Below are 17,134 nucleotides of genomic sequence, written 5' to 3' on the forward strand. Positions count from 1 at the left end.
GACAAGCCCGCTCCTACGATCGAGCAGGTCGTGCCGGAGCGGCGGTTCGCCGCTCCGGCATGCCCCGTGATAGAGCCGGCGCTGTCGAAACATACGTTCAATCAATGCAATTCGAAGGTATCGGCATCCAGGTTCGCCGGAAAACGCGTGCGATAGGCCGCCAGATCCGCCGCGCGCAGTACCACGGGAAACACCCCATCCGCCTCCCCGGCGTTCATCAGGCTCTCACCCTGGAAGTCGAGCACCTGACTGTCCCCGGAATAGGCAAAGCCCTTGCCATCGGTGCCTACCCGGTTCACCGCCGCCACATAGCACAGGTTCTCGATCCCGCGCGCCGGCAACAGTCGGTTCCAATGCTGGCGCCGCGCTGCCGGCCAGTTCGCGGTGTACAGCAACAGGTCGGTATCCTGGGCATCGCGGCTCCACACTGGGAAGCGCAGGTCGTAGCAGATCAGCGGGCGAATCCGCCAGCCCTTGAGCTCGAACTGCACCTGACGTTCACCCGGGGTGTAGTGCTTGTGCTCCCCTGCCATACGGAACAGATGGCGCTTGTCGTAATGCAGGATCTCGCCATCCGGGCGCGCCCACAGCAGTCGGTTGCGGTGGCTGCCATCGGCAGCCTGGATGATCACACTGCCGGTGATCACCGCCTCGATTTTCTTCGCCTGGGCCTTGAGCCACTTGTAGGTCGGGCCGTGTTCAGGCTCGGCCAGGGCCTCGGACTCCATGGAAAAACCCGTGGTAAACATCTCCGGCAGGATCACCAGGTCGGCGCCACGCGCCTGCTCCAGCAACACCTCGAAATGTGCATAGTTGGCTTCGCGGTCGTGCCAGGCCAGGTTGGTCTGCACCAGGGCGATGTTCAGATTGGGCAATGCAGTCAGATCGCGCATAGTTTTTCCGCCGCCTGTCGCAGCGTCTCCTCACGTTTGGCAAAGCACAGGCGCACCAGGCGTTGCTCGGGGATAGGTCGCTGGTAGAACACCGACACCGGAATGGTCGCAACGCCGTGCTCACGGGTCAGCCACAGGGCCATGTCGACGTCGTTCAGGTCCGGGCGGATCTGCGAATAGTCCACCAGCTGGAAATAAGTACCCGGGGTACGGGTAAAGCTGAAACGCGAGGCCTGCAATAGGTTGCAGAACATGTCGCGTTTGGCCTGGTAGAAGCCTGGCAATTCATCGATATGCTCAGGGTGCTCGGCCATGAAGTCAGCCAGCGCGCATTGCAGGGGCGTTACCCCACAGAAGTTGACGTACTGGTGGACCTTGCGCAGCTCGGCGCTCAATGCTGGCGGGGCGATCACGTAGCCGGTCTTCCAACCGGTAACATGGTAGGTCTTGCCGAACGAGCTGATGACGAACGCGCGCGCATAGAGCTGCTCGTGGGCCAGGACACTGGCATGGCGTACGCCATCGTAGATCAGGTGTTCATACACCTCATCGCTGACCAGGTAGATGTCGCGCTCGGCAATCAGCTGGGCCAGTTGGTCGAGGTCTTCGCGACTGATCAGCGCGCCGCTGGGGTTGTGCGGCGAGTTGAGGATGACCATGCGTGTGCGCGGGCTCAGTGCGTCGCTGAACTTCTGCCAGTCGATACGAAAATCGCCATCACTGAGCTGAACGTGGATGCAACGTCCGCCAGCCAGCTCCACCGAAGGCTCGTAGCTGTCGTAGGCAGGGTCGAACACGATCACTTCGTCACCGGCCTGGATCACCGCCTGGATAGCGCAGAAGATCGCCTCGGTGGCGCCGGGGGTGATGGTCACTTCCTGATCGGCATCGACTTTTACCCCGTACAGCCGGGCAACCTTGGCTGCTACCTGCTGGCGCAGCGCTGGCAGGCCGGTCATCGGCGCGTACTGGTTGTGGCCGGCGGCCACGTGCCGACCAACGGCATCGAGCAGCGCCTGCGGGCCGTTGAAGTCAGGGAAGCCTTGGGAAAGGTTCAGCGCACCGGTCTGGACAGCCAGTTGCGACATGGTGGTGAAGATGGTCGTGCCGACGTTCGGCAGTTTGCTGCGGATCATGAAGCCCTCTTTCCTGGGGTGTATCCGGCACGGGATGGAGTCCGAGCATAGCGGATCGAGCAGTCAGGAAAAAGGTTGAAACAATAAGGGAATTGCGCGAGATCAATAGCGAGGCCGCAGGCTGCGCAAGCTCCGACAGTTACCGCGCACATTTCTAGATTGGGCAGTATCCGTGGGAGCTGGAGCAAGCCTGCGATGGGCCGCAAAGCGGCCCCAATTACGCGAAACGAGCTTACTTACGCTTGTCCTTGCGCTTCTTCTCGGCCTTCTTGTGGTGCGACATCAAGCGGCGCTTCTTGTTGACCTGGCGGTCGGTGAGGGTGTTCTTGTTACCCTCGTACGGGTTCTCGCCACCCTTGTACTCGATGCGAATCGGCGTACCGACCAGCTTGAGCACCCGGCGATAGGTGTTTTCCAGGTAACGCGAGTACGAGCGCGGGATCTTGTCGGTCTGGTTGCCGTGGATGACGATCAGCGGCGGGTTGGCACCACCGAGGTGGGCATAACGCAGCTTGATCCGACGACCATTGACCAGCGGCGGCTGGTGCTCGCTGACCGCGTCTTCAAGGATTTGGGTCAGGCGGCTGGTCGGCCAACGGGTGACCGCCGACTTGAACGCGGCCTGCACCGACTTGTACAGGTTGCCCACGCCCGTGCCATGCAGCGCGGAGATGAAGTGAATATCGGCGAAGTCGACGAAGAACAGCCGGCGCTCAAGCTCGGTCTTGACGTAGTCACGCTCGCCCGGCTGCATGCCATCCCACTTGTTCAGGGCGATGACGATGGCGCGACCAGCTTCCAGGGCAAAGCCCAGCAGGTTCAGGTCGTGGTCGACCACCCCTTCGCGGGCGTCCATGACGAAGATCACCACGTTGGCGTCCTTGATCGCCTGCAGCGTCTTGACCACCGAGAACTTCTCGACTTCTTCATGGATCTTGCCGCGCTTACGCACCCCGGCGGTGTCAATGAAGGTGTACTTCTCGCCATCGCGCTCGAACGGGATGTAGATACTGTCGCGGGTGGTGCCCGGCTGGTCGTAGACCACCACACGCTCCTCGCCGAGCATGCGGTTGACCAGGGTCGACTTGCCGACGTTAGGGCGGCCGATGATGGCGATCTTGATGCCATCCTTCTCGCTTGGGCCAGGGATGCGCACGGCCTCTTCGCCTTGCGCCACGTCCTGGGCGAGCGCTTCCTCTTCCTGGTCACGCGGAATATGGCCGAGCACAGACTCCATCAGGGCGTTGATGCCACGGCCCTGGGAGCCGGCCACCGGAATCGCATTGCCCATGCCCAGCGGCGAGAACTCGGCGCGGGCCACATCGGCATCGATGTTGTCGATCTTGTTGGCAACCAGGATGGCCGACTTGTTGCGCTTGCGCAGGTGCTCGGCAATCATCTGGTCAGCGGCTGTCATGCCAGCACGGGCGTCGACCAGGAACAGCACATAATCGGCTTCTTCGATGGCCATCAGCGACTGCTCGGCCATCTTCTCGTCCATGCCGACTTCATCACCGGTGATACCACCGGTGTCGATCAGGATGTACGAACGACCCTGCCACATGGCGTCGCCATACTGGCGGTCACGGGTCAGGCCCGACAGGTCGCCAACGATGGCGTCACGGGTTTTGGTCAAACGGTTGAACATGGTGGACTTGCCGACGTTCGGCCGCCCCACCAGGGCGATTACGGGAACCATACGGCTCTCCACTCGTGAATTCTTGAAAATGCAAAGGCCGCTGCGAAGCAGCGGCCGGAGTTCGTGCGGCGCTTCGTGCGCCGCGGCTCGAGGCCGGCAAGGCCTCAAGCATAGCTTCAGCGGATGGTCAGTGCCTGGAGCTTGCCGCTGTTGCCGAAGACATAGATGGTGTCACCGACCACCAGAGGGCGGGCGCGCAGACCATCACTGTCGATACGCTCACGGCCAACGAAGCGACCATCGACCTGGCTGAGCAGGTGCAGGTAGCCTTCGAAGTCACCGACAGCGACGTAGCTGGAGAACACTTCCGGCGCCGACAGCTGACGGCGAGCCATGGAATCGTTGCTCCACAGGGCGCTGGAGGAGCGCTCGTCAACGCCTTCTACGGTACCCGAGGCCTCGCTGACGTAAACGTTGCCAAAGCCCTGGGCGACACCCACGTAGCTGGAGGCATCACGCTGCCACAGTACCCGGCCGCTTTCCAGATCCAGGCCCGCAACGCGGCCCTGGTAGGTGCTGACGTACAGGGTACCACCAGACAGCAGCAGACCGCCGTCGATATCCACTACCCGGTCCAGCTCCGAACGGCCTTGCGGGATGGCTACGCGGCTTTCCCACACAGGCACGCCGTTCTGGGTATCCACGGCAATGACCTTACCGGTCGACAGGCCAGCGATGGCCAGGCGATTGGTCACGATCGGTGCACCGGTACCACGCAGGGTCAGTACCGCCGGGGTGCTTTCGTAAATCCAGCGACGATCACCCGTGGCGGCATCGAGGCCGATCAGGCGGTCGTCCTGGGTCTGCACCACCACAACGTCACCGTTGTTGGCAGGCGGCGCCAGCACTTCACTGGTGACGCGGGAGCGCCAGCGCTCCTCACCGGTGCTGCTGTCCAGGGCTATCACTTCACCTTTGAGGGTGCCGAGCATGACCAGGCCGTAGCCTACGCCGACAGCGCCGGAAACCGGCAGCTCCAGATCCTTCTTCCACACAACGTCGCCGTTGACGCGGTCCAGGGCCATCACCAAGCCGTTGACGTCAGAGGCGTAGATACGATCGTTCTCGATGGCCGGGACCAGGGTGTTGTAGGTCTCACCCTGACCGTCACCGATCGAACGGCTCCACTGCTTCTTGAGCACCACTTCTTCGGTGAACTTGGTCAGCTCGGCCGGAGGCAGTTCCTTCTTGCTGTTGCTGCTGCAACCCGCGGCCAGTACGGCCAGGGTCAGCACTGCTGCTTGTTTCCAACCGATCACGTCAAGCGTCCCCTTTGGCCAGGTCGTCCAGCTTCAGTTGCAGGCCACCGACCGCTGCTTCATCAGACAGCGCGGCCTTGGCTTTTTCGTATGCATTGTGGGCGTCACCGGCACGACCGAGCTGTACCAGCAGGTCGCCCTTGAGCTCTTCGCGGCTGGCCTGGAAGGCTTTGTCAGCATCGCCGTCAAGCAGCTTGAGGGCGTCTTCAGCCTTGTCCTGGGCAGCCAGGACACGCGCCAGACGCTGGCGCGCTATTTCGCCCAGGGTGGCATCGGCCGGTTTGTCCAGCACGCTCTTGAGTTCGCTGGCAGCATCGTCGAGCTTACCGCTATCGACCGCCACTTTAGCCACGAACAGGCTGCCGTATTGGGCATAGGCGGTGCCAGCGAATTCGCTCTTGAGCTTGCCGGCCAGTTCCGCGACCTTGGCCGCATCAGGTTGGCCAGTTGGCGTCAGGCTGGTTTCCAGCAGGTTCTGGTACAACACAGACGCGCCCTGCGACTGGTTATTCTGGTACTTGTGCCAGGCCTGCCAGCCCATTACCAAGGCAGCAGCCAGCAGGGCGCCGGTCAGCAGCGGCTTGCCGTTGCGGTCCCACCAGTCCTTGACCGCAACCAGGCCATCATCATCGGTACTCGACACCCCAATACTCCTATTCAGCAATTCGGCTGTTTGACTGCTTACGCTTGCGCGAGAGCAGCTTGCAGGTGCTCGGCCAGAGCACCCCAGGCAATGTTCTGTTGTTCGCCCTGGCCACGCAGGGGCTTGAAACCTACCACTTGTTGCGCCAGTTCGTCGTCACCCATGATCAGGGCGAACAGCGCGCCGCTCTTGTCGGCTTTCTTGAACTGGCTCTTGAAGCTGCCGCCACCGGCGTTGACCGCCAGGCGCAGGCCGGGCACTTGGTCACGCAGGGTTTCGGAGAGCTTCAGGCCCGCCAGCTCCGCCTGCTCGCCAAAGGCGCACAGGTACAGGTCGATCTGGCGGCTGATCGACTCGGGCACCTTGCCCAGTGTCTCGAGCAGTAGGATCAAGCGTTCGATACCCATGGCAAAGCCCACACCCGGGGTCGGCTTGCCGCCCATCTGCTCGACCAGGCCATCGTAGCGACCACCGGCACAGACAGTGCCCTGGGCGCCGAGCTTGTCGGTGACCCACTCGAACACGGTCTTGCTGTAGTAGTCCAGGCCACGCACCAGCTTGGTGTTGATCACGAACGGAATACCGGCAGCGTCCAGGCGGGCCTTGAGGCCCTCGAAGTGCAGGCGCGATTCTTCGTCCAGGTAATCTTCCAGCTTCGGCGCACCGACCAGCACCGCTTGGGTGCCTTGGTCCTTGCTGTCGAGGATGCGCAGCGGGTTGCTTTTAAGGCGGCGCTGGCTGTCTTCGTCGAGCTGCTCCAGGCGCGCCGAGAGGAACTCGACCAGCGCGTCACGGTAGCGGGCACGGGCTTCGCTGGTACCCAGGCTATTGAGTTCAAGCTTGACCGCGTCCTGGATGCCCAATTGGCCCCACAGGCGCCAGGTGAGCATGATCAGCTCGGCGTCGATGTCCGGACCGTCGAGGTTGAACACTTCCACGCCGATCTGGTGGAACTGGCGGTAGCGGCCTTTCTGCGGACGCTCGTGGCGGAACATCTGGCCGATGTACCAAAGCTTCTGCACTTGGCCATTGCCCGTGATGCCATGCTCGAGCACTGCACGTACGCAGGCCGCGGTGCCTTCAGGACGCAGGGTCAGCGAATCGCCGTTGCGGTCCTCGAAAGTGTACATCTCTTTTTCGACGATGTCGGTGACTTCACCGATCGAGCGCTTGAACAGCTCGGTGAACTCGACGATCGGCGTGCGGATCTGGCTGTAGCCGTAACCGTCCAGCAGGCCGGCCACGGTGCCCTCGAAGTAGCGCCACAGCGGCGACTGCTCAGGCAGGATGTCGTTCATGCCACGGATGGCTTGCAGCGATTTGCTCACGAAAAGTCCTTACCAATCTGTGTTTCAGCCACGGGCGATCAGCGCCGCATCGGCCTCGACCTTTTCGGCCGCTTTCTGGCGGATGAGCTTTTCCAGTTCATCGACCAGGTTGTCATTGTTCAGCTTCTGCGCGGGCTTGCCGTCGATGTAGACCAGGTTCGGCGTACCGCCGGTCAGGCCCACATGCGACTCCTTGGCTTCACCCGGGCCGTTGACCACGCAGCCGATCACCGCCACATCCAACGGCACCAGCAGGTCTTCCAGGCGCGTTTCCAGCTCGTTCATGGTCTTGACCACATCGAAGTTCTGCCGCGAACAGCTCGGGCAGGCGATGAAGTTGATGCCACGCGAACGCAGGTGCAGCGACTTGAGGATGTCGTAGCCGACCTTCACTTCTTCAACGGGGTCTGCGGCCAGGGAAATACGAATCGTATCGCCAATGCCTTCGGCCAGCAGCATACCGATGCCGACGGCGGATTTCACTGTCCCCGAACGCAGGCCACCGGCTTCGGTGATGCCCAGGTGCAGCGGTTGGACGATCTGCCGGGCCAGCTGGCGGTAGGCTTCGACAGCCATGAACACGTCGGATGCCTTGACGCTGACCTTGTAGTCCTGGAAATCCAGGCGGTCGAGGTGCTCGACATGGCGCAACGCCGACTCGACCAGCGCGGCTGGGGTCGGTTCGCCGTACTTCTTCTGCAGGTCCTTTTCCAGGGAGCCGGCGTTGACGCCGATGCGGATCGGGATACCACGATCACGCGCAGCATCGACCACCGCGCGTACGCGGTCTTCGCGGCCGATGTTGCCAGGGTTGATGCGCAGGCAGTCGACACCCAGTTCAGCCACACGCAGGGCGATCTTGTAGTCGAAGTGGATATCGGCCACCAGCGGCACGCTGACCAGCTGCTTGATACGGCCGAAGGCTTCGGCGGCGTCCATGTCCGGTACCGAGACACGGACGATGTCGACGCCAGCATCGACCAGGCGCTGGATCTGCCCGACCGTGGCGGCGACGTCATTGGTGTCGGTGTTGGTCATGCTCTGCACCGCGATGGGCGCATCGCCGCCCACCGGCACATTGCCGACCCAGATTTTCCGGGATTCGCGACGTTTGATCGGAGATTCGCCGTGCATGACTTACTGTCCCAACTTCAGGCGAGCGGTTTCGCCACTGGTGAACGGTGCAACGTCGACGGCCTGGCCGTTGTAGCTGACCTGGGCGCCACGGGCAAAGCCCAGGCGTACCGCGAACGGCGGCTTGCCGGTCAGTTCCAGGCTGTCACCCTTGCGCTTGATGGCGCTGAACAGCACCTTGCCGTTGCCGTCGGAGACTTGAGTCCAGCAATCGGCGGTGAATTGAATTGCAACCTTGGCGCTGCCGGCTGGGGCCGGGGCGGCAGGTTCGGCGGCGCTAGCCGGCACGCTGGCGGCCGGGGTAGCAGCTGCTGCTACTGGCGCTACTGGCGCGACCGGTGCCACTGGTGCAGCTGCAGGAGACTGTGCCGCAGCGGCCGGGGCTGCCGGCGCTGGGGTGCTGGCAGCAGCCGCGGGCGTGGCCGGCGCAGTAGCTTCTTCATTGGCGGAGCCGCTGGTCTCGCCAGCAGGTGCCTGCTCTAGCGCCAATGGCTCGGTTTGCGGCTGCTGGCCTTCGCTGACGGCTTGGTCTTCTGGCTCGTCCAACGGGTGAATCTGCGTGGTGCCGTCGGCGCTTTCGACTTCAACGTGCTCCAGGGCGATCTTGGCCAAGTCCTTGCCGCGCAGGCTGGTCTGGTCTTGCCACCAGAAAAAGCCACCGCCGACCACGGCCACCAGCAACAACAGACTGACACCGCGCAGGATGTTGTGCGATAAGCGCACCGGCTCTTCGATACGGCCCAGCGCATGCACTTGGCTGCCTTGGGCATGGGTACCGGTGATCTGGTCGAAGGCGGCCACCAGCGGGGCTTGGTCCATGTCCATCAGCTTGGCATAGGCACGGATGTAACCACGGGCGAAGGTATGCCCTGGCAGCTTGTCGAAGGCGCCGGATTCCAGGTTGTTCAGCGAACTCAAGGTCAGGTTGAGCTTGCGGGCTACCTCGGCTTGCGACCAATCGCGGTTTTCGCGGGCCTGGCGCAAGATCTCACCGGGGTGCTGGTGAGACGCTGCTGCTACTTCGGGATGAGCGGCTTTCATCGTTGCTCCGACAGGTATTGCTGATATTCCGGCGTACCGGGATAAAGTCGTTGTAATTGCTGGCCCAGTTCAGCCACCACGGCCGGTTCAGCGAACACCCGCGCCAGGCGGCTACCCAGCAGCAGGCTGCGGGCTTGCGGGTCGCTCAGCTGGCTGAAACGATCGTAGTAATCACGGGCCGGCACATAATGCCTGTTTTCGTAGGACAACTCAGCCATTTCCAGCAACGCCCTGGGTTGCCGTGGGTTGAGTTGCAGGGCTTTTTCCAAATACTCGCGCGCTTGCTCTGGACGCCCTAGCTTCATGGCGGTCAGGCCAAGGTTTTCAAAGACTCGCGAGCGCTCAGGATACAGGGTATCGGCGCCGGCCTGGCGAAAGACCTGCTCGGCCTGACTAAAACGCCCCTGAGCATATAGGAAACTGCCGTAGTTGTTGCGAATCCGCGTGTCATTGGCGCGCTGCGCCAAGGCCTGGCGAAAATGCTCCTCGGCCAGGGCGGGTTCGCCTTGCGCCTGGAACACCAAGGCCAGTGCGGCATGGGCGTCGGCATCGCGGTCATTCAGGGCCAGGGCTTTGGCCAGCGGCGCCTTGGCCTGCTCGGTCAAACCTTGTTGCAAATAACCCAGGCCCAACTGTACATAAGCCCGCCCCGCCTCGACCCGACCCTGACGGCTGGCCAGCGGATCGCCGGCGCCGCCGGACACGCAGCCGGCCAGCAGCAACAGTGTCAGGATCGACAGCGCGGCGCGCAGGGTCATTGGCAGGTTCTCGGTCAGTGGCGCGCGGCGCTATCTTGCGTCTGTACGTCGTCGTTGAGCTGACGCACGGCAATGTAGCGCTCACTGCGGCGGGTGCGGTCCATCACCTGGCCAACCAGCTGACCACAGGCGGCGTCGATATCTTCGCCACGGGTGGTGCGGGTGGTGACGTTGAAACCACCGTGATGGAGCATGTCCTGGAAGCGGCGGATGGCATTGTTGCTCGGCCGCTCGTAACCGGAATGCGGGAATGGGTTGAACGGGATCAGGTTGATCTTGCACGGCACATCGCGCAGCAGTTCGATCATCTGCGCCGCGTGTTCCGGCTGGTCGTTGACGTCCTTGAGCAGGGTGTACTCGACGGTCAGTACGCGCTTGCCACCCAGGGTGGCCATGTAGCCCATGCACGACTCGAGCAGCACCTTGAGCGGGTACTTCTTGTTGATCGGTACCAACTTGTTACGCAGTTCGTCGTTCGGCGCGTGCAGCGACAGCGCCAGGGAAACGTCGATGTGCTTGGCCAGTTCGTCGATCATCGGCACAACGCCGGAAGTCGACAAGGTGACGCGACGCTTGGAAATGCCATAGCCCAGATCATCCATCATGATCTTCATGGCGGCGATGACATTGTCGAAATTGAGCAACGGCTCGCCCATGCCCATCATCACCACGTTGGTAATGGCGCGGTCGACTTTGGCCGGGACGGTTCCGAAGGATTTGTTCGCAAGCCACACCTGGCCAATGACTTCGGCGGCGGTGAGGTTGCTATTGAAGCCTTGCTTGCCGGTGGAGCAGAAACTGCAGTCCAGGGCGCAGCCGGCTTGGGACGAAACGCAGAGGGTACCGCGGTCGTCGGTGGGGATGTAGACGGTCTCGACGCAGCTGCCGGAGGCAACGCGGATCACCCATTTACGGGTGCCGTCGGCGGAAATGTCTTCACTGACCACTTCCGGAGGCCGAATCTCGGCAACAGCCTCGAGCTTTTCGCGCAAGGCCTTGCCGACATTGGTCATGGCGGCGAAATCATCGACGCCAAAATGGTGAATCCATTTCATTACTTGACCGGCACGGAAGCGCTTCTCCCCAATCGAGTCGAAGAACTGTTCCATTTCCGGCTGGGTCAGACCCAACAGGTTGATTTTGCCAGTAGATGTCGTCATGGATTCACCCTCACCCGTAAGCTTTCGCTTAGCGAGTGGTTACCTCGGTAGCAGCGAAGAAGTAAGCGATTTCGCGAGCAGCGGCAGCTTCGGAGTCCGAACCGTGAACGGCGTTGGCGTCGATCGACTCAGCGAAGTCAGCACGGATGGTGCCGGCAGCAGCTTCTTTAGGGTTGGTAGCGCCCATCAGCTCGCGGTTCAGAGCGATGGCGTTTTCGCCTTCCAGAACCTGAACGACAACTGGACCGGAAGTCATGAAGGCAACCAGATCACCGAAGAAACCGCGCTCGCTGTGCTCAGCGTAGAAGCCTTCAGCTTCGGCTTTGGACAGTTGCTTGATTTTCGAAGCAACGATTTTCAGGCCAGCGTCTTCGAAGCGAGTGGTGATCTTGCCGATGACGTTCTTGGCAACTGCGTCAGGCTTGATGATCGAGAAAGTACGTTGAACAGCCATGGTAACTCCAGAAAATTGAGTGTTGCGAAAAATTAAACCCGCGAATTATACGCGGGTTCCAGGGGATTGCCTAACCTGCAGATAACGCTCAGTCGGCTTCTTCGATCCAAGCCGCCTGGATGGCCTCGAGCACTTTCTCACCGCCGCGTGACGGATCGTCGCTAAATTCTGGCAGGGCCAGTACCCAACGGTGCAGATCGACGAAATTTACATAACGAGGATCGACCTCAGGCTTGCTTTCTGCAAGCTGGATGGCGATCTCAAGTACATCAACCCATTTCAGACTCATGCCAGCCTCCAGACTCAGTGCGGCGCTTCAGCGGCGTGGTTGAGCGAATATTTGGGGATTTCGATGGTCAGGTCTTCATCACCGACCACTACCTGGCAACCCAGGCGCGACTGTGCTTCCAGGCCCCAGGCCTTGTCCAGCATGTCTTCTTCGAGCTCGTCGGCTTCTTCCAGCGAGTCGAAGCCCTGGCGCACGATGCAGTGGCAGGTGGTGCAGGCCTTGACGCCGCCGCAGGCGCTTTCCATCTCGATATGGTGCTCGTGAGCCAGCTCGAGGATGTTGGTGCCAGCCGGCACCTCGACCACCAGGCCCTCCGGGCAGAACTTCTCGTGCGGCAGGAATTTCACCTGGGGCATCGGTTACTCCTCGATCTCATTCAGGTTGCGCCCGGCCAGTGCGGCTTTGACCGTCGAATCAAGGCGACGGGCGGCAAATGCATCGGTCACCTGCGACAGAATTTTGGTCTGTTGCTCGATGGCAGGGCCATCGGTGCCGGCCAGCAAATCACGTAGTTGTTGCATCTGGAAGGCAATAGCCTCGCGCTCTTCGGCGCTTAGCAGGCGCTCGCCATCGGCGTCCAATGCGCCCTGCACCGCTTCGAGCAGGCGTTCGCCGTCGACCTGGTGCTCACGCAGCTGACGCGCCTGCTTGTCGGAACCTGCGTGCTCGAAGGAGTCCTTGAGCATGCGGGCGATCTCTCCGTCGGTCAGGCCGTACGACGGCTTGACCTGAATGCTCGACTCCACGCCAGAGCCCAGCTCGCGGGCGGCTACGCTGAGCAGCCCGTCGGCGTCGACCTGGAAGGTCACGCGGATTTTCGCCGCGCCCGCCACCATTGCCGGAATGCCGCGCAACTCGAAGCGGGCCAGGGAGCGGCAGTCGCTGATCAGCTCGCGCTCACCCTGCAGGACGTGGATCATCATGGCCGACTGGCCATCTTTATAAGTGGTGAACTCTTGCGCGCGGGCCACAGGGATCGTGGTATTGCGCGGGATCACCTTCTCCATCAGGCCGCCCATGGTCTCAAGACCGAGCGACAGCGGGATGACGTCCAGCAGCAACAGCTCGCCGCCTTCGCGACGGTTACCCGCCAAGGTATCGGCCTGGATCGCGGCGCCGATGGCGACCACCTGATCGGGGTCGATCGACGTCAGCGGGGTACGGCCGAATAGCGTACCGACCGCTTCGCGCACACGCGGAACGCGGGTCGAACCACCCACCATGACCACCGCCCCGACCTCTTCGAGTTCGATGCCGCTGTCGCGCACGGCGCGCCGGCAAGCCTTGAGGCTGCGGGCGATCATTGGCTCGATCATCGCTTCGAAGGCCGCCCGGCTCAGCTCGCCCTGCCAGGCGCCGTGCTGAACGCTAACGACGTCGGCGTCAGTCAGGGCTTCCTTGGCGGCGCAAGCAGTCTGCAGCAGCAAGCGCTGGGTAGCGGGGTCGAGGTCAGCGGACAAACCCGCCTGCTCGATGATCCAGCCAGCAATCGCATGATCGAAATCGTCACCACCCAGGGCCGTATCGCCCCCAGTGGCCAGCACTTCGAAGACGCCAGCGGTAAGACGCAGGATAGAAATATCGAACGTACCGCCACCCAAATCGAAGATCGCCACCACGCCTTCGGCGTTTTGGTCCAGACCATACGCCACGGCAGCAGCGGTCGGCTCGTTGAGCAGGCGCAGAACGTTGAGCCCGGCCAGTTTGGCGGCATCTTTGGTGGCTTGGCGCTGGGCGTCGTCGAAGTAGGCCGGGACAGTAATCACCGCCCCTACCAGGTCGCCACCCAGGGTCTGCTCAGCACGCTGGCGCAGCACCTTGAGGATATCGGCAGACACTTCCACCGGGCTCTTTGGCCCTTGGACCGTGTCGATGAACGGCATATGCGACTCGCCGCCCACAAAGCGGTAAGGCAGCTGTTCGCCAAGTTGCTTGACGTCTGCCAGGCCACGACCCATCAGGCGCTTGACCGACAAGATAGTATTGAGCGGGTCGCTGGAGGCAGCGTCGCGCGCAGCCTGGCCGACTTCAATGCGGCCATCGAGGTAGCGCACGGCGGACGGCAGGATGACACTGCCCTGCGCGTCGGGCAGCGGCTCGCTCAGGCCACTGCGCAAGGCGGCAACCAGAGAATTGGTGGTACCCAGGTCGATCCCCACCGCCAGGCGGCGCTGGTGCGGCTGTGGGCTCTGACCGGGTTCGGCGATCTGCAGTAGGGCCATGCTTATCTAGATACCTTAGGCGTCGTCACGGCAACGCCGGGTTAATCGTCGAGGCGCTCTTCCAACTGGCGCACTTCTTGGGCGAGCTTGTCGAGGAACTGCATGCGGCGCATCAGGCGCTCGGCCTGTTCACGCTGCGCAGCATCATCCCAGCAGGCGGCGAAATCCTCGTTGAGCGTGTCTTGGGCAGCCTTGAGGCGCTTCTTGAACACCGCGACACCGTCCAGATCGTCCAGCTCTTCGAGCTCCTCACGCAGCTCCATTTGCTGCAACAGGAAGTCCGGGTCATGCACGGTGACTTCCTGCGGCACTTCATGGCCACTGATGGCCAGCAGATAGCGGGCACGCCGCGGGGCGCTGCGCAGGGTCTGGTAGGCGTCGTTCAACGCTGCCGAGTTTTCCAGGGCAATGCGCTGTTCACGTTCGGAGGCATCGGCGAAACGGTCCGGATGGACCTCGCGGGCCAGCTCGCGGTAGCGAACGGCCAGCTTGTCGAGGTCCAGACGAAAGCCCGGCTTGAGGTCAAACAGAGCGAAATGGCAAGGAGTACCCACGTCAAGCCTCAGACATTGAAGCTTTCGCCGCAGCCACACTCACCGCGCACGTTGGGGTTGTTGAACTTGAAGCCTTCGTTCAACCCTTCCTTGACGAAGTCGAGCTCGGTACCGTCGAGGTAGACCAGGCTTTTTGGGTCGATGATGACCTTCACGCCGTGGTTCTCGAACACCTGATCTTCAGACGCCACTTCGTCGACGAACTCCAGCACGTAGGCCAGGCCCGAGCAACCGGTGGTGCGCACGGCCAGGCGAATGCCCTCACCCTTGCCGCGCCCGTCGAGGGAACGCCGCACGTGGTTGGCGGCGGCTTCTGTCATGCTGATAGCCATCGGAGCTCCTTTGCTTAGCTGTGCTTACCGTTGAGTCTTGCGACTCAGATCAAGCCTTTCTTCTGCTTGTAGTCGCGTACGGCCGCCTTGATGGCGTCTTCGGCGAGTACCGAGCAGTGGATCTTGACCGGCGGCAGCGCGAGTTCCTCAGCCAGCTGGGTGTTCTTGATGGTTTCGGCTTCGTCCAGGGTCTTGCCCTTCATCCACTCGGTGGCGAGGGAGCTGGAGGCGATGGCCGAACCGCAGCCATAGGTCTTGAACTTGGCGTCTTCGATGACGCCCTGCTCGTTGACCTTGATCTGCAGACGCATCACGTCACCGCAGGCCGGGGCGCCGACCATGCCGGTGCCGACATCCGGATCGTCGGCGTTCATCTTGCCGACGTTGCGCGGGTTTTCGTAGTGGTCGATGACCTTTTCACTGTATGCCATGGTGCAATTCCTTCCTCATCAGGGAGCCGCTCTTGCCGGCGACTGCTTAGTGGGCGGCCCACTCGATCTTGGAGATGTCGACGCCGTCTTTGTACATGTCCCACAGCGGCGAGAGCTCACGCAGCTTGTTGACTGCCTTGCAGACTTCCTGCGCGGCGTAGTCGACTTCTTCTTCAGTGGTGAAGCGGCCGAAGGAGAAGCGGATCGAGCTGTGTGCCAGCTCGTCGTTACGGCCCAGAGCGCGCAGTACATAAGACGGCTCGAGCGAAGCGGAGGTGCAGGCCGAACCCGACGATACCGCGATGTCCTTGAGCGACATCAGCAGCGACTCGCCTTCAACGTAGTTGAAGCTCAGGTTCAGGTTGTGCGGCACGCGGGCAGTCTGGCTGCCGTTGACGTAGAGCTCTTCGAGGTCCGAGACCTGCTTGAAGAAGCGGTCGCTCAGGGCCTTGATGCGGACGTTCTCGCTGGCCATTTCCTGCTTGGCAATGGCAAACGCCTCGCCCATGCCGACGATCTGGTGGGTTGGCAGGGTGCCCGAACGCATACCGCGCTCATGGCCACCGCCGTGAATGATGGCTTCCAGGCGAACCCGTGGCTTGCGGCTGACGTACAGCGCGCCGATGCCTTTCGGGCCGTAGACCTTGTGGGCCGAGAACGACATCAGGTCGACCTTGAGTTTCTGCAGGTCGATTTCGACCTTGCCAGCCGACTGGGCGGCGTCGACATGGAACAGCACGCCGCGCGAACGGGTCAGTTCACCGATGGCGGCGATGTCGTTGATCGAGCCGACTTCGTTGTTGACGTGCATCAGCGAGACCAGGATGGTGTCGTCGCGCAGCACCGCCTCGACCTGGGCCGGGGTGACGATGCCGTCTTCGCCTGGCTCGAGGTAGGTGACTTCGAAACCTTCACGCTCGAGCTGGCGAGCGGTATCCAGGACCGCCTTGTGCTCGATCTTGGAGGTGATGATGTGCTTGCCCTTGGTCTGATAGAAGTGCGCAACACCCTTCAGCGCCAGGTTGTCGGACTCGGTAGCACCGCTGGTCCAGACGATCTCGCGCGGGTCGGCGTTGATCAGCTCGGCTACTTGGCGACGGCCGTTCTCGACCGCTTCCTCGGCGCGCCAGCCGAACACGTGGGAGCGCGAAGCCGGGTTACCGAAGTTTCCGTCGACCAGCAGGCAGTCGGCCATCTTCTGGGCCACACGTGGGTCGACCGGGGTGGTCGCGGAGTAATCGAGGTAGATCGGCAACTTCATTGAGTATCTCCTATCAGGCGTTGGCGTCGCTCGTCGTCACGGTTCAGTCGACGGCGGACGTCTCAATCTTGTCCAGCTGGGCGGATCGGCCTGCGACACGGCGCAGGTCCTGGCGTTGGGCGACTTCTTGCACCTCACGGCGCATCACGAGGTCGGCCAGGCTGATGCCACTGAGGAATTCATGGATCTGCTGGCTGAGGTCGCACCACAAGTGGTGAGTCAGGCAGGTGTCACCGGCATGGCAATCCCCCAGGCCCTGGCAGCGGGTGGCATCGACCGATTCATTGACCGCATCGATGACCTGGGCCACCTGGATGGTTTCCATGCCCCGCGACAGCTGGTAGCCACCGCCTGGACCGCGCACGCTGGAAACCAGGCTGCTACGGCGCAGCTTGGCGAACAGCTGTTCCAGATAAGAGAGGGAAATGCCCTGGCGCTCGGAAATGTCGGCCAAAGACACCGGCCCATGCTGCGCGTGCAGTGCCAGGTCAAGCATGGCGGTCACGGCGTATCGGCCTTTGGTAGTCAGTCGCATGGCGT

Annotated in this window: 19 protein-coding genes; all 19 read right to left on the reverse strand. The window is 62.1% G+C overall.

Translation table 11 applies throughout. The features are described 5' to 3' along the window. Positions 1–101 precede the first annotated feature (101 nt). The 19 genes from AAZU54_RS11630 to iscR all read right to left on the reverse strand — a co-directional run bounded on the left by AAZU54_RS11630 (position 102) and on the right by iscR (position 17,129). Entirely contained in the window at positions 102–893 is a 792-nt protein-coding gene (locus AAZU54_RS11630; protein WP_312151722.1) for an amidohydrolase, read from the reverse strand. Further along, on the reverse strand, positions 881–2,029 hold the full coding sequence (locus AAZU54_RS11635; protein ID WP_186554077.1) for a pyridoxal phosphate-dependent aminotransferase: 1,149 nt from the start codon (positions 2,027–2,029) through the stop codon (positions 881–883). Before AAZU54_RS11635 ends, AAZU54_RS11630 begins: the two co-directional genes overlap by 13 nt. A 232-nt stretch (positions 2,030–2,261) precedes the next feature. Continuing rightward, positions 2,262–3,728: a ribosome biogenesis GTPase Der gene (gene der / locus AAZU54_RS11640; protein WP_434727182.1), complete on the reverse strand. Its 1,467-nt coding sequence runs from the start codon at positions 3,726–3,728 to the stop codon at positions 2,262–2,264. Between the two features lie 116 nt (positions 3,729–3,844). Next, positions 3,845–4,987, reverse strand: coding sequence for an outer membrane protein assembly factor BamB (gene bamB, locus AAZU54_RS11645; RefSeq protein ID WP_186554079.1), 1,143 nt, complete (start codon positions 4,985–4,987; stop codon positions 3,845–3,847). A 1-nt stretch (position 4,988) separates the two neighbouring features. Beyond that, complete coding sequence (locus tag AAZU54_RS11650; RefSeq protein WP_186554080.1) at positions 4,989–5,630, reverse strand: tetratricopeptide repeat protein; 642 nt, start codon at positions 5,628–5,630, stop codon at positions 4,989–4,991. A 38-nt stretch (positions 5,631–5,668) separates the two neighbouring features. Continuing rightward, positions 5,669–6,958, reverse strand: a complete 1,290-nt coding sequence (gene hisS / locus AAZU54_RS11655) for a histidine--tRNA ligase (RefSeq protein WP_425634714.1) — start codon at positions 6,956–6,958, stop codon at positions 5,669–5,671. A 24-nt stretch (positions 6,959–6,982) separates the two neighbouring features. Beyond that, complete coding sequence (gene ispG, locus AAZU54_RS11660) at positions 6,983–8,092, reverse strand: flavodoxin-dependent (E)-4-hydroxy-3-methylbut-2-enyl-diphosphate synthase (protein WP_186554082.1); 1,110 nt, start codon at positions 8,090–8,092, stop codon at positions 6,983–6,985. 3 nt (positions 8,093–8,095) lie between these two features. Continuing rightward, positions 8,096–9,133 (reverse strand): RodZ domain-containing protein, encoded by a 1,038-nt coding sequence (locus AAZU54_RS11665; protein WP_434727183.1) that lies wholly within the window; start codon positions 9,131–9,133, stop codon positions 8,096–8,098. After that, positions 9,130–9,891: a type IV pilus biogenesis/stability protein PilW gene (gene pilW / locus AAZU54_RS11670; protein ID WP_264234817.1), complete on the reverse strand. Its 762-nt coding sequence runs from the start codon at positions 9,889–9,891 to the stop codon at positions 9,130–9,132. The genes AAZU54_RS11665 and pilW overlap by 4 nt, the downstream gene beginning before the upstream one ends. Before the next feature lie 14 nt (positions 9,892–9,905). Continuing rightward, positions 9,906–11,051, reverse strand: a complete 1,146-nt coding sequence (gene rlmN / locus AAZU54_RS11675) for a 23S rRNA (adenine(2503)-C(2))-methyltransferase RlmN (RefSeq protein ID WP_186554085.1) — start codon at positions 11,049–11,051, stop codon at positions 9,906–9,908. A 28-nt stretch (positions 11,052–11,079) separates the two neighbouring features. Beyond that, positions 11,080–11,505, reverse strand: a complete 426-nt coding sequence (gene ndk / locus AAZU54_RS11680; RefSeq protein ID WP_033701183.1) for a nucleoside-diphosphate kinase — start codon at positions 11,503–11,505, stop codon at positions 11,080–11,082. A gap of 88 nt (positions 11,506–11,593) precedes the next feature. Further along, positions 11,594–11,794, reverse strand: a complete 201-nt coding sequence (gene iscX, locus AAZU54_RS11685) for a Fe-S cluster assembly protein IscX (protein ID WP_136916531.1) — start codon at positions 11,792–11,794, stop codon at positions 11,594–11,596. Positions 11,795–11,808: 14 nt separating this feature from the next. Next, the gene (fdx, locus tag AAZU54_RS11690) at positions 11,809–12,150 is read right to left on the reverse strand and encodes an ISC system 2Fe-2S type ferredoxin (RefSeq protein WP_186554086.1); all 342 of its coding nucleotides are present in this window, start codon (positions 12,148–12,150) and stop codon (positions 11,809–11,811) included. A gap of 3 nt (positions 12,151–12,153) precedes the next feature. Further along, the gene (hscA, locus tag AAZU54_RS11695) at positions 12,154–14,016 is read right to left on the reverse strand and encodes a Fe-S protein assembly chaperone HscA (protein WP_186554087.1); all 1,863 of its coding nucleotides are present in this window, start codon (positions 14,014–14,016) and stop codon (positions 12,154–12,156) included. A 41-nt stretch (positions 14,017–14,057) separates the two neighbouring features. Further along, positions 14,058–14,570, reverse strand: a complete 513-nt coding sequence (gene hscB / locus AAZU54_RS11700) for a co-chaperone HscB (RefSeq protein WP_186554088.1) — start codon at positions 14,568–14,570, stop codon at positions 14,058–14,060. A gap of 8 nt (positions 14,571–14,578) precedes the next feature. Further along, positions 14,579–14,902 (reverse strand): iron-sulfur cluster assembly protein IscA, encoded by a 324-nt coding sequence (iscA, locus tag AAZU54_RS11705; protein ID WP_186554089.1) that lies wholly within the window; start codon positions 14,900–14,902, stop codon positions 14,579–14,581. 44 nt (positions 14,903–14,946) lie between these two features. Further along, positions 14,947–15,333: a Fe-S cluster assembly scaffold IscU gene (gene iscU / locus AAZU54_RS11710; RefSeq protein WP_011532337.1), complete on the reverse strand. Its 387-nt coding sequence runs from the start codon at positions 15,331–15,333 to the stop codon at positions 14,947–14,949. Between the two features lie 46 nt (positions 15,334–15,379). Continuing rightward, the gene (locus AAZU54_RS11715) at positions 15,380–16,594 is read right to left on the reverse strand and encodes an IscS subfamily cysteine desulfurase (protein ID WP_186554090.1); all 1,215 of its coding nucleotides are present in this window, start codon (positions 16,592–16,594) and stop codon (positions 15,380–15,382) included. A gap of 43 nt (positions 16,595–16,637) precedes the next feature. Next, on the reverse strand, positions 16,638–17,129 hold the full coding sequence (iscR, locus tag AAZU54_RS11720) for a Fe-S cluster assembly transcriptional regulator IscR (RefSeq protein ID WP_042111731.1): 492 nt from the start codon (positions 17,127–17,129) through the stop codon (positions 16,638–16,640). Positions 17,130–17,134 lie beyond the last annotated feature (5 nt).

The organism is Pseudomonas sp. Je.1.5.c, from assembly GCF_051129895.1.
Lineage (GTDB): Bacteria > Pseudomonadota > Gammaproteobacteria > Pseudomonadales > Pseudomonadaceae > Aquipseudomonas > Aquipseudomonas urmiensis.

What these genes read in the sequence shown, in the direction of transcription:
- AAZU54_RS11630 (WP_312151722.1), bottom strand. Translation starts at nt 893, where the DNA reads ATGCGCGATCTGACTGCATTGCCCAATCTGAACATCGCCCTGGTGCAG.
- AAZU54_RS11635 (WP_186554077.1), bottom strand. Translation starts at nt 2,029, where the DNA reads ATGATCCGCAGCAAACTGCCGAACGTCGGCACGACCATCTTCACCACC.
- der (WP_434727182.1), bottom strand. Translation starts at nt 3,728, where the DNA reads ATGGTTCCCGTAATCGCCCTGGTGGGGCGGCCGAACGTCGGCAAGTCC.
- ispG (WP_186554082.1), bottom strand. Translation starts at nt 8,092, where the DNA reads ATGCACGGCGAATCTCCGATCAAACGTCGCGAATCCCGGAAAATCTGG.
- AAZU54_RS11665 (WP_434727183.1), bottom strand. Translation starts at nt 9,133, where the DNA reads ATGAAAGCCGCTCATCCCGAAGTAGCAGCAGCGTCTCACCAGCACCCC.
- pilW (WP_264234817.1), bottom strand. Translation starts at nt 9,891, where the DNA reads ATGACCCTGCGCGCCGCGCTGTCGATCCTGACACTGTTGCTGCTGGCC.
- rlmN (WP_186554085.1), bottom strand. Translation starts at nt 11,051, where the DNA reads ATGACGACATCTACTGGCAAAATCAACCTGTTGGGTCTGACCCAGCCG.
- ndk (WP_033701183.1), bottom strand. Translation starts at nt 11,505, where the DNA reads ATGGCTGTTCAACGTACTTTCTCGATCATCAAGCCTGACGCAGTTGCC.
- iscX (WP_136916531.1), bottom strand. Translation starts at nt 11,794, where the DNA reads ATGAGTCTGAAATGGGTTGATGTACTTGAGATCGCCATCCAGCTTGCA.
- fdx (WP_186554086.1), bottom strand. Translation starts at nt 12,150, where the DNA reads ATGCCCCAGGTGAAATTCCTGCCGCACGAGAAGTTCTGCCCGGAGGGC.
- hscA (WP_186554087.1), bottom strand. Translation starts at nt 14,016, where the DNA reads ATGGCCCTACTGCAGATCGCCGAACCCGGTCAGAGCCCACAGCCGCAC.
- iscA (WP_186554089.1), bottom strand. Translation starts at nt 14,902, where the DNA reads ATGGCTATCAGCATGACAGAAGCCGCCGCCAACCACGTGCGGCGTTCC.
- iscU (WP_011532337.1), bottom strand. Translation starts at nt 15,333, where the DNA reads ATGGCATACAGTGAAAAGGTCATCGACCACTACGAAAACCCGCGCAAC.
- AAZU54_RS11715 (WP_186554090.1), bottom strand. Translation starts at nt 16,594, where the DNA reads ATGAAGTTGCCGATCTACCTCGATTACTCCGCGACCACCCCGGTCGAC.
- iscR (WP_042111731.1), bottom strand. Translation starts at nt 17,129, where the DNA reads ATGCGACTGACTACCAAAGGCCGATACGCCGTGACCGCCATGCTTGAC.